The following is a 10,973-nucleotide window of genomic DNA, read 5'->3' on the forward strand; positions in this document are numbered from 1 at the left end:
CTTCACCTCTCTCAGGGGTTGGCAAACGGGCCTGAACCATGAGGATAGTCGCCTTTGCCGCAATGCGGGACTGGGTTAGGCTGTCGCACCTCCCTGCGTGAATGGAACCTGCGTCATGCCCCACCTGAACCTGGAATACAGCGACAACCTGCGCGAGCTCAATGTCGACGTGCTGCTGCTGCGCCTGAATCACGCCCTGGTCGGCAGCGGCCAGTTCGCCGAAGAACTGGACATCAAGAGCCGTGCCCAGGCCTTCGGTCAATACCGGGTCGGTACCGCCCCGGGCGAGCGTGCCTTCGCCCATGTGCGCCTGGCGATCCTCAGTGGCCGTACGGCGCAAGTGAAGCAGCAACTGTCAGGCAGCCTGCTCGAAGTGCTGCGCGATGCCATCGCGCCCCAGCCCGGCCTGGATATCCAGCTGTGCGTGGAGGTGCTGGACATCGAGCGCGAGCCGTACGCCAAACTTCGCCTGCCTGGCTGAATGGCAGCTGAATGAAAGTTGTTTAATCGATGAAAGATGCCGACCGACCAATTGTTGGCGTCTTTTTCACAAAAAATTGATGCTAGGCTTTCTAGAGTTCGGCCAACTTCCCAACCTGCCCGTCCGGGCGTGTTGGCCGCTGATGAACTCTTACTGCGAACGCCATGCTCAAATTAAAATCCCTGCGGACCGAATGGGTCACGTTGCTGGCCAGCCTTTACCTGCTGATTGGTTTCAACGCACTGCTCTGGGAGCACCTGGAGTCCATCGTGCCGCCCGGCATGGTGGGACTATGGCTGAGTCTGGCGTTCGCCGTGCTGATGTTATTCGCCTTTAATTTGGTACTTACGCTGCTGGCGTTTCGTTATGTATTGAAACCGGTATTGATTATCTTGTTCATGAGCGGCGCGGCAGTAGCCTACTTCATGAATCAATATGGCGTGCTTATTGATGCCGGCATGTTCCGCAATGTCGCCGAAACCAATGTCGCGGAAGTGCGCGACCTGCTCTCCGTGAAGTTTGTCCTGTATATCCTGCTGCTGGGCGTGCTGCCTTCGCTGCTGGTGTGGAAGGCGACGATCGCCTATCGCCCGTGGTACCGCGAAGTGCTGGGCAAACTGGTGGTCGGCGGTGCGTGCGTCGCGGCGCTGGGCTCGGTGGCGCTGGTCAACTACCAGGGTTTGTCCTCGCTGTTTCGCAATCACCATGAATTGCGCCTGATGCTCACCCCGAGCAACATCGTCGGTGCCTCGTTCGGCTATGTTCGCGAACAGATCGGCACGGCCGCCAGACCGTTCCAGCAGTACGGCGAAGATGCACGGCGCGATGCCGCCTGGCAGCACCATGAGCGCAAGTCGCTGACGGTGCTGGTGGTCGGCGAAAGTGCGCGGGCAGACAACTTCGGCGTGCTCGGCTATGGCCGCGACACCACACCCCGCCTGGCGAAGGAACAGGGCCTGCTGGCGTTCAGCGATGTGCACTCCTGCGGCACCGAGACCGCGGTATCGGTGCCTTGCATGTTCTCCGGCATGCCGCGCAAGGACTATGACGCCAGCGTGGCCAAGAACCGCGAAGGGTTGCTCGACATCCTCCAGCGCGCGGGCCTGGCCGTGCAATGGCGCGACAACCAATCCGGTTGCAAGGGCACCTGCGACCGTGTGCAGTTCGTCGATGTCAGCAACCTCAAGGACCCGGCGCTGTGCGCGAGCGGCGAATGCCACGACGAAGTCCTGTTGCAAGGCCTGGGTGAGCTGCTCGACAACCTCGACAAGGACACTGTGCTGGTTCTGCACCAGATGGGCAGCCACGGCCCCGAATATTTCAAGCGCTACCCGGCGGGTAGCGAGCCGTTCACCCCGGTGTGCCGCAGCAATGCCCTGAACCAGTGCAGCGAGCAGGAGATCGTCAACGGCTACGACAACACCCTGGTCTACACCGACAAGGTGCTGGCGTCGCTGATCGATACCCTGCGCAGCAGGCAGGACAAGGTCGACACCGCGATGATCTATCTTTCCGACCATGGCGAGTCGCTGGGTGAATACAACCTGTTCCTGCACGGCACGCCCTACATGATGGCGCCGGACCAGCAGAAGCATGTGCCGTTGCTGGCCTGGTTCTCCGACAGCTACAGCCAGGACTTCGCCCTGGATACCGATTGCCTGGCCAGGCTGCGCGACGCGCCGCTGTCCCAGGACAACCTGTTCCACTCGATGCTCGGCCTGCTGCAGGTGCGCACCGGGGTCTACCAACAGTCGCTGGACATGTTCGCCGGCTGCCGGCCATGGCTGGCGGCGGACCGCTGAGCGGGCGATCGCACGGCACCACGGATGGCGCGAGGTTTCACCCCCAGGGGCCGCGCCGTATATACTGCGCGCCAATGTTAGTGGGAGAGCCTCGTGGCCATCGAAATTCACTGGATCCGTGACGACCAGACCCTGGCCGAACACTGCCAAAGCTGGCGCGAACAGCCCTTCGTGGCGCTCGACACCGAATTCATGCGGGTCGACACCTTCTACCCCAAGGCCGGCCTGATTCAGGTCGGCGTCGGCCAATGCGCCTACCTGATCGATCCGTTGCTGATCCGCGACTGGCAGCCGCTGGCCGAGCTGCTCGACGACAGCGGCGTGGTCAAGGTGCTGCACGCCTGCAGCGAAGACCTGGAAGTGCTGCTGCGCCTGACCGGCAAGCTGCCCCAGCCGCTGTTCGACACGCAGCTGGCCGCCGGCTACCTGAACATCGGCTTCTCGATGGGCTATTCGCGCCTGGTGCAGGAAGTGCTGGGGCTCGAACTGCCCAAGGGCGAGACCCGCTCCGACTGGTTGCAGCGCCCGTTGTCGGACACCCAGGTGAGCTACGCCGCCGAAGATGCCGTGCATCTGGCCGAGCTGTTCGACGCCCTGCGCCCGCGCCTGTCCGATGACAAGTACGCCTGGGTACTGGAGGACGGTGCCGAGCTGGTCGCCGCGCTGCGCCGCGAGGTCGAGCCCGAAACCCTGTACCGCGACGTCAAGCTGGCCTGGAAGCTCGGTCGCCAGCAACTGGCGGTGCTGCGCGAACTGTGCGCCTGGCGCGAGCGCGAGGCCCGCAGCCGCGATGTGCCGCGCAATCGCATCCTCAAGGAACATTCGCTGTGGCCCATGGCCAAGAGTCAGCCCGACAGCCCGTCGGCGCTGGCGAAAATCGACGAGATGCACCCGCGTACCATCCGCCAGGACGGTGAGCAGTTGATCCAGCTGATCAAGCGCGCCGCCAGCCTGCCCGCGGAGCAATGGCCCGAGCCACTGCCCGAGCCGCTGCCGATCGAAGCCTCCGGCATCCTCAAGCGCCTGCGCGCCATCGGCCAGGCCGAAGGCGAGCGGCTGGGCATCGCGCCGGAACTGATGCTGCGCAAGAAAGCCCTCGAAGCGCTGCTCAAGAGCGGCTACCCCGACGGCCCCTATCAACTGCCCGATGCCCTGCGTGGCTGGCGCCGCGAGCGCATGGGCCAGGCCCTGCTGGACGACCTGGCCGGTGCCGGAGATTCCCGATGAAACGTATCTGTTCGATCTACAAGAGCCCGCGCAAGAACGAGATGTACCTCTACGTGCTCAAGGCCGAGGGCCTGGAGCGCGTGCCGGAGGCACTGCTGCCGTTCTTCGGCACCCCCGTGCATGCCTTCGACCTGGTGCTCAGCCCCGAGCGCAAGCTGGCCCGTGAAGATATCGCCAAGGTGCTGGAGAACCTCGACAGCCAGGGCTACCACCTGCAGATGCCGCCGCCGGAAGACGAGTACATCGAGCACTTGCCCGAAGAGCTGCTGCGCCGCAACGACCCGGCCTGATCCAGGCACGGTCTTCTTTAGTTCCTGTGGCCCGCCTGGCGGGCCGCTTTCGTTGTTTGCCAAGGTTGTGTGTCACATGCGCGTTCTGATCGCTGAACAGGATCATGCCAACTACGCTCGCCTGCTGGGCGAGGCGGCGCCGGACCTGGAGGTCCTGACCAGTGGCGACTCCGCCGAACTGGCGCGCCTAGCTCCCGACAGCCCGGTATGGCTGGGCCAGCCGGACCTGCTGGCCAGCCTGCTGCGCCAGGGCCACCAGCCCCGCTGGATACAGTCGACCTGGGCCGGGATCACGCCGCTGCTGGCCGATGGCTTGCCGCGCGACTACCGCCTGACCCGCGCCGTGGGCATCTTTGGCCAGGTGATGGCCGAGTACATGCTCACCTACATGCTCGTCCATGAGCGCGATGTGCTGTCGCGTCTGGTCAGCCAGGTCGAGCGGCGCTGGGACGACCGTCCGGGCCGCACCCTGGAAGGGCGCCGGGTGCTGATCGTCGGCACCGGCGATATCGGCCAGCGCGTGGCCGAGTTCCTCGTGCCGTTCGGCGTCACGCTGTATGGCGTGGCCAGCGGCGCCCGCGAGCAGGCGCCGTTCGTCGAGGTGGCCGGGCTCGACCAGCTGCCGCGCCTGGTCGGCCAGGCCGACTACGTGCTCAACCTGCTGCCCGACACGCCGGCCACCCACGAGCTGTACGATGCGGCGCTGTTCAAGTGCTTCCAGCCCAACGCCCTGTTCATCAACGCCGGACGTGGCGTGGCGGTGGTCGATGGCGACCTGGTCGAGGCGCTCAAGCAGGGCCACCTGGCCGGCGCGGTGATCGATGTCTGCCGTCAGGAACCGCTGCCTCAGCGCCACCCGTTCTGGACCGCCTGGGGGTTGCTGCTGACCGGGCACAGCTCGGCGCCGACCTCGCCGCTGGCGATGGTGCGGTTGTTCGTCGAGAATGCGCGGGCTTACGCGGCGGGGCAGGAACTGCGGGGCGAGGTGGATTTCGCGAGGGGTTACTGAAAGAGGTTTACCTGATGCGACCTCATCGCGGGGCACCTGTCGCGCGTGGGAGCGGGCTTGCCCCGCGATGAGGCGATCACAAACTTTAGAGGCTGAACTCGCCTTCGGCAGCCAGCTCGCTCAGCGGCCGGCGTGGGCTCGGCACTTCGCGGGCCTGCAGGCCTTCGGCCAGGGTCGCCTTGTCGCCCAGCTTGCCGATCGCCACCATGGCATGCAGCGCGTAGCCCTCGGGGATCTTCAGCTCGCGGCGTGCCAGGTCCTGGTCGAAACCGGCCATGCCATGGCTGTGCCAGCCGCTGATGCTGGCCTGCAGCGCCAGGTGGCCCCAGGCCGAGCCGGTATCGAAGGTGTGCCACAGCGCAGGCTTTTCCTCATCGGAGCCCGGTGCGGCGAAGGTGGTCTTGGAGATGATCAGCACCAAGGCCGAAGCCTGCTGCGCCCAGCTGCGGTTGAACTCGTTGAGGATGCCCAGGTAGCGCTCCCAGTTCGGCGTGTCGCGGCGTGCATAGAGGAAGCGCCACGGCTGCGAGTTGTAGGCCGACGGCGCCCAGCGCGCGGCCTCGAGGAAGCTCAGCAGGGTGTCCTGGCTGATCGGCTCGGCGGTGAAGGCACGGGGCGACCAGCGATTGATGAACTGCTCGTTGATGGCATAGTCGGCGATGCGTGGGGTGGCGCTCATGGCTGCTCCTGCAAGGGCGGGGGTAAAGAGCGCACGCTACTGCGTCCGCCTGCCACTGACAAGCGGTCTGGCGTTGCCGTCGGACTGCCTCTAGACTGGCGCCGCCGCGCGCCGCGGATTGATGTTGACTGCAGGAAACCGTGTGATGATCGCCGATACCGCGCCCTTCTGGCGGCGCAAGACCCTCGACCAGCTCGACGACAAGGAGTGGGAATCGCTCTGTGACGGCTGCGGCCTGTGCTGCCTGCAGAAGCTCGAGGACGAAGAGGACAACAGCGTCTATTACACGAGCATCGCCTGCAAGTTGCTGGATCTGCAGACCTGCCAGTGCAGCGACTACCCCAATCGTTTCGCCCACGTCCCCGACTGCATCCAGCTCACCCCGGGCAAGGCCGACCAGTTCAAGTGGCTGCCGCCCACCTGCGGCTATCGCCTGGTCAGCGAAGGGCAGGACCTGCCCGCCTGGCACCACCTGGTCAGCGGTGATCGCCAGCAGGTGCATGAGCAGCGCATCTCCCGCTCCGGGCGCATGCTCAGTGAAAACGACGTGGATGAAGACGATTGGGAAGACCACCTCATCTTCCGCGCGGGTTGAGTTCTCGAGGAACAAGGAGTTTCGCTATGCGTCGCCCGCTGTTGTTGCTTGTCGGCCTGCTGCTCAGCTCGCAGGTACTGGCGAAGAAAGTCGACCTCGATTACCAGGTGCGCCTGCTGCCGCAGAGCGCACAGGCCGAGGTGCGTTTGACCCTGGCCGACGGCGCTGCGGTGCGCAGCCTGGATTTCGACCTGGGCAAGGGGGGCGCCTACAGCGACTTTCTCGCCGATGGCCAGTGGCAGGTTCGCGACGGGCGCGGCGTCTGGCACCCGGCCGCGGGCAAGACCAGCCTCAGTTACCGCGTGCGACTTGACCAGCAACCCCGTGGCGCCGCCCACGAATCGCGCATCACGCCGCACTGGGCGCTGTTTCGTGGCGACCAGCTGGTGCCACCGGCGCGCCTCGACCAGCAGGATGGCACCGAGCTGGTCTCGCGGCTGAGCTTCGACCTGCCGGCGGGCTGGAAAAGTGTCGAAACCGCCTGGCCACGCATTGGCCGGCAGAAATTTCGCATCGACGATGTGTCGCGTCTGTTCGACCGCCCCACCGGTTGGATGCTCGCCGGCAACCTGGGCAGCCGTCGGGCGCGCCTGGGCGACACCGAGGTGACCGTCGCCGCGCCGCAAGGGCAGGGCATGCGACGCATGGACACGCTGACCCTGCTGACCTTCGTCTGGCCGCAATTGCAGGCGGTGTTCCCGCGCAACCCGCCCAAGCTGCTGCTGGTCGGTGCCCGTGACGAGATGTGGCGGGGCGTGCTGCCTGGCAACAACTCGCTGTACCTGCACAGTACGCGGCCGCTGGTCAGCGAGAACGGCAGCAGCCCGGTGCTGCGCGAGCTGGTCCAGTTGTTCGCCCAGATCAACGACCGTGATGGCAGCGACTGGCTGGGCGAGAGCCTGGCTGACTATTACGCCACCGAGTTGCTGCGCCGCGCCGGCGGCATGAGCGATGACCGCTACGAGGCGTTGCAGGCCCGCCAGCACAAGCTGGCGGCCAAGGTGACTCACCTCAAGGGGGCCAAGGCCGATGCCGCGCAGGTGGCCCGTGGCGTGCTGCTGCTCCAGGCGCTGGACCGCGAGATCCGCCTGCACAACCACGACAAGCGTTCGCTGGACGATGTCGCCCGGGCGCTGATGCGCCTGTCGAGCGTCAGCACCGAGGAGTTCGTGCAGATCAGCGAGAACGTGCTGGGGCGTCAGTCCGAGGTGCTGCAGAGCAAGGTGCTGCGCTAGGCTTCTTCGCGGGTAAACCCGCTCCCACAGAGGCTTCGCTGAACCCGGACTGCTCCCAAGGGTTGGATGGGTGTCCAACTTCTTGGGGACAGTCCAGCCTGTGGGAGCGGGTTTACCCGAAAGGGCCTGGCCCGCTTACTTGAACTTCGGCCCCGAACGGGTATTCAGGCCCTTGGCCATGCGGTCGTACAGCACCACGTTCACCGTCGCCGCCAGGTTCATGCAGCCCTCGGTCGGGATGTAGATCGTCTCTTCGCACCAGCCCCGCACGTCTTCGCTCAACGAACCATCCTCGGGCCCGAAGATGTAGATCGCCCGGTCCGGGTGGGTGTATTCGGGTAGCGGCCTTGCGCCTTCCACCAGCTCCACGGCCACCGGTGTGCAGCCCAGGGGAATGATGCGCTGCAGGTCATCGATGCCGATCAGCGGGATGTCGTAGTGCACCCGCTTGGTATCGGTGACGAAATCGCGGGCGCGCTCATAGCGCTTGCCGGTGTAGAACACCGAATTGACGCCGTAGCAGCCTGCCGCGCGCATCACCGAGCCGACGTTCTCGGCCGATTTTGGGTTGAACAGGCCGATGCAGCTGTACCGTTTGTTAGCCACGTGTCGGGGCCCTTTGCAAAAAGAGCGCGATTATACGGGCTTGGCGATGGCGCGGGGGGCGCGAAACGACGTTCAGTCCTTCTTCATCAATGCGGCCAGGCCGGCGAACGGGTTGTGGGTGGCCACGGCCACTTTCGGCGTGCTCAGCGAGCCTTCGCTGAAATACTGCTGGTCGGTGTAGCGGGCGTGCTCGTTGTCGTGGCAGTACAGGCACAGCAGTTCCCAGTTGGAGCCGTCCTGGGGGTTGTTGTCGTGATTGTGGTCACGGTGGTGCACGGTCAGCTCGGACAGGCGCTTGCCGGAAAATTCACGGGTACAGCGGCCACAGACGTGGGGGTACATCTTCAGCGCCTTGTCGCGATAGCCCATTTCCTTGTCGCGCTTGGCGTCGGCGAGGATGCGGTCGAGACGGGCGGTGGCGTCGGAGGTGGAGCTCATGGTGTTACCTTTTTTCTGATCAGGGCAATGACGGTTATGTCATCGAGTCTAGCGCGCCTGTGGGGCGGGCGGACAGGCGAAAGTGCGCCGTTCGGCGTAGTCTGTAGCAAGGTTTCTGACAGGAGGCTGCAGATGTTGCATGCGATCCTCGCCGCACTGCTGATCGGCGCGCTGCCCGTGGCCGAGGCCACGGGCCAGCAGCGCCCGCTCACGCCCGCTCCGGGCGCGCCGGGAACGCCGACCCCGACGCCTTATCCACAGATCACGCCCAGCACGCCGCCCAAGGCCGGCGCCAACCGGCCCGGCGCGCCGTTGTTGCCGCCGATGCCCGTCCCGGGGCCGCCCAAGGACCAGCCCCTGCCGGGATTGAGCCAGGATCCGCCGAAAACGCCGAGCAAGACCGACTAGGCCCGCTGCCCCCACAGGCATGGCGAATGACTTGAGGTCAGTGCGGTCGCCGTGGGAGCGGGTTTACCCGCGAAAGCGCCAGATCAGGCTGTGTGGTCATGCCTGGTGACGCATTCGCGGGCAGGCGGGTCTTACGCCACGCCCAGTTCGTTGAAGACGAACGCGTACTCCAGCGCGACGTCGCGCAGCCCCTGGTAGCGCCCGCTCATGCCGCCGTGGCCGGCGCCCATCTCGGTCTTGAGCAGCAGCAGGTTGTCGTCGGTCTTGCGGGTACGCAGGCGCGCCACCCACTTGGCCGCTTCCCAGTACTGCACGCGGCTGTCGTTGTAGCCGGCGACCACCAGCATTGCCGGGTAGGCCTGGGCCGTGACGTTCTCGTAGGGGGCGTAGGCCTTGATCCGCTCATACACCTCGGGCTCCTCGGGGTTGCCCCATTCGTCGTATTCGGTGACGGTCAGCGGCAGCTCGGGGTCGAGCATGGTGTTGAGCACATCGACGAACGGCACTTCGGCGATGGCGCAGCGGAACAGCTCGGGGCGCAGGTTGAGCACCGCGCCCATCAGCAGGCCTCCGGCGCTGCCACCGCTGATGGCCAGGTGATCGCGGGTGGTCACGCCTTCGGCGATCAGGTGCTCGGCGCAGGCGATGAAGTCGTCGAACGTGTTGTGCTTGTGTTCCTGCTTGCCCGCGCGGTACCAGGCCTCGCCCAGCTCGCCGCCACCGCGCACATGGGCGATCGCGAAGGCCACGCCGCGCTCCAGCAGGCTCAGGCGGGCGTGGGAGAACCAGGGGTCGAGGCTCTCGCCGTAGGCCCCGTAGCCGTAGAGGTAGAGCGGCACGTTCTTGCCTTCGTCGACGCGGCGGCGCACCAGGCTGATCGGCACCCGCGTGCCATCCTTGGCCACCGCCCACAGGCGCTGGCTGACGTAGTCGTCGGCGTCGAACGCGCCGAGCACCGGGGTCTGCTTGAGCACCTGCTGCTCACCCGTGGCCAGTTCCAGCTGGCGTACCTGGGCAGGACGGTTGAGGGCTTCGTAGCGCAGGCGGATACGCGGGCTGGCGAACTCCAGGCTGTCCTGCACATAGAGGCTGTAGGCCGCGTCCGGCAGTTCGACGCGATAGGCCGGCAGCCCCTGCGGGTGTACTTCGATGATCGGCAGGCCGCCTTCGCGCAGGCTCAGGGACAGCGCCGAGGCGTTGAGGCTCACGCCTTCGAGCATGATGTCGTCGCGGTGCGGCACCAGTACCTGCCATTGCCCGCGGCTCGGCACGTTGTCCGCCGGCGCCTGGAACAGGGCGAAGTTGATGCCGTCCTGGTTGCTGCGGATGAACCAGCGCCACTGGCCGTCGAGCGTGCCGTGGTCGGGGTAGTACTCGTGGCCCTCGACGCGCGGCGCCAGGCAGGCGAAATCGGCCTGTGGCGTGGCGGCATCGAGGACCCAGGCCTCGCTGGTGGTCTTGCTGTTGAGCAGCAGCACCAGCTGGCGCTCCGAGCTGGCGCGGTAGCAGTGCAGGAAGAAGCGCCCGTCGGCTTCCTCGAACACCGTGGCGGCACCGGCCTGGCCGAGGGTATGACGGCACAGGCGCCAGGGGCGATGGGTGTCGTCCAGTTCGGCGAAGAACAGTGTCTGGCTGTCGTTGGCCCAGGTCATGCTGCCGTCGCAGTCGTCGAAAGGCAGGGTGGTCAACGCGCCACTGTCCAGGTCTTTGACGTACAGGGTGTAGATCTCGTCGCCGCTGGTGTCGAGGCTGTAGGCCAGCAGGCGGTGATCGGGGCTGACGTTGAACGCGCCGAGGGACAGGAAGCCGCCGCCTGCCAGGGCGTTGGGGTCGAGCAGCAGTTGCTCGCGGCTTTCATCGACCGTGTTGCTGTCGTCACTTGGGCGTGGGCAGCGGTAGTGGCGCGGGTACTCGTCGCCGGCGGTGATGCGGGTGTAGTAGAGGTATGGACCCCAGGGGGAGGGCAGCGACAGGTCGGTTTCGAGGATGCGCGACTTGATTTCCTCGAACAGCTGTTCACGCAGTGGCGCCTGGTCGGCCAGGCAGGCTTCCTGGTAGGCGTTTTCCTCGGCCAGGTAGGCCAGCACCTCGGGGGTGTCGCGCTGCTGCAGCCAGGCGTAGGGGTCGGCGCCTTCGGCCTGGTGAGCGATAGGGGCGGCAATCAGGGAGGAAGTGACGGGCATGGCGGTCTCTTTTCGGTGGC

12 protein-coding genes are annotated in these 10,973 nt (G+C 65.8%); 8 read left to right on the forward strand and 4 right to left on the reverse strand.

All coding sequences use genetic code 11. The features are described 5' to 3' along the window. The first annotated feature begins 115 nt into the window (after nucleotides 1–115). The 5 genes from N5D48_RS17310 (at nucleotide 116) to N5D48_RS17330 (ending at nucleotide 4,809) form a co-directional block, all read left to right on the forward strand. Nucleotides 116–481, forward strand: coding sequence for a 5-carboxymethyl-2-hydroxymuconate Delta-isomerase (locus N5D48_RS17310; protein ID WP_279886526.1), 366 nt, complete (start codon nucleotides 116–118; stop codon nucleotides 479–481). Nucleotides 482–645: 164 nt separating this feature from the next. Beyond that, a complete protein-coding gene (locus tag N5D48_RS17315) occupies nucleotides 646–2,283 on the forward strand; it encodes a phosphoethanolamine--lipid A transferase (protein ID WP_279886528.1) in 1,638 nt (545 codons plus the stop codon). Nucleotides 2,284–2,376: 93 nt separating this feature from the next. After that, nucleotides 2,377–3,510 carry a ribonuclease D gene (rnd, locus tag N5D48_RS17320; RefSeq protein ID WP_279886530.1) on the forward strand — a complete coding sequence of 378 codons (1,134 nt, stop codon included), beginning with the start codon at nucleotides 2,377–2,379 and terminating at the stop codon, nucleotides 3,508–3,510. Next, nucleotides 3,507–3,800 (forward strand): YcgL domain-containing protein, encoded by a 294-nt coding sequence (locus tag N5D48_RS17325; protein ID WP_279886535.1) that lies wholly within the window; start codon nucleotides 3,507–3,509, stop codon nucleotides 3,798–3,800. The genes rnd and N5D48_RS17325 overlap by 4 nt, the downstream gene beginning before the upstream one ends. Before the next feature lie 76 nt (nucleotides 3,801–3,876). Next, on the forward strand, nucleotides 3,877–4,809 hold the full coding sequence (locus N5D48_RS17330; protein WP_279886538.1) for a D-2-hydroxyacid dehydrogenase: 933 nt from the start codon (nucleotides 3,877–3,879) through the stop codon (nucleotides 4,807–4,809). An 85-nt stretch (nucleotides 4,810–4,894) separates the two neighbouring features. Here the strand turns inward: N5D48_RS17330 and N5D48_RS17335 are convergent, their stop codons facing one another. Then, nucleotides 4,895–5,488, reverse strand: coding sequence for a nitroreductase family protein (locus N5D48_RS17335; protein WP_279886541.1), 594 nt, complete (start codon nucleotides 5,486–5,488; stop codon nucleotides 4,895–4,897). Nucleotides 5,489–5,633: 145 nt separating this feature from the next. On the opposite strand from N5D48_RS17335, the gene N5D48_RS17340 reads away from it, so the two are divergent. After that, nucleotides 5,634–6,083, forward strand: coding sequence for a YcgN family cysteine cluster protein (locus N5D48_RS17340; RefSeq protein WP_279886543.1), 450 nt, complete (start codon nucleotides 5,634–5,636; stop codon nucleotides 6,081–6,083). Nucleotides 6,084–6,109: 26 nt separating this feature from the next. Then, nucleotides 6,110–7,318 (forward strand): hypothetical protein, encoded by a 1,209-nt coding sequence (locus N5D48_RS17345; RefSeq protein ID WP_279886545.1) that lies wholly within the window; start codon nucleotides 6,110–6,112, stop codon nucleotides 7,316–7,318. 135 nt (nucleotides 7,319–7,453) lie between these two features. On the opposite strand, the gene N5D48_RS17350 is transcribed toward N5D48_RS17345, so the two are convergent. Next, complete coding sequence (locus N5D48_RS17350; RefSeq protein ID WP_028693028.1) at nucleotides 7,454–7,924, reverse strand: RNA methyltransferase; 471 nt, start codon at nucleotides 7,922–7,924, stop codon at nucleotides 7,454–7,456. 72 nt (nucleotides 7,925–7,996) lie between these two features. Beyond that, the gene (locus N5D48_RS17355; protein ID WP_023632486.1) at nucleotides 7,997–8,362 is read right to left on the reverse strand and encodes a YajD family HNH nuclease; all 366 of its coding nucleotides are present in this window, start codon (nucleotides 8,360–8,362) and stop codon (nucleotides 7,997–7,999) included. A 132-nt stretch (nucleotides 8,363–8,494) separates the two neighbouring features. On the opposite strand from N5D48_RS17355, the gene N5D48_RS17360 reads away from it, so the two are divergent. Continuing rightward, complete coding sequence (locus tag N5D48_RS17360; protein ID WP_279886548.1) at nucleotides 8,495–8,770, forward strand: hypothetical protein; 276 nt, start codon at nucleotides 8,495–8,497, stop codon at nucleotides 8,768–8,770. Between the two features lie 131 nt (nucleotides 8,771–8,901). Here N5D48_RS17360 and N5D48_RS17365 read toward each other — a convergent pair whose 3' ends face one another. Further along, nucleotides 8,902–10,953, reverse strand: coding sequence for a S9 family peptidase (locus N5D48_RS17365; RefSeq protein WP_279886550.1), 2,052 nt, complete (start codon nucleotides 10,951–10,953; stop codon nucleotides 8,902–8,904). Nucleotides 10,954–10,973 lie beyond the last annotated feature (20 nt).

The sequence above is a fragment of the Pseudomonas sp. GD03858 genome (assembly GCF_029840925.1).
In the GTDB taxonomy this organism is placed as follows: Bacteria; Pseudomonadota; Gammaproteobacteria; order Pseudomonadales; family Pseudomonadaceae; genus Aquipseudomonas.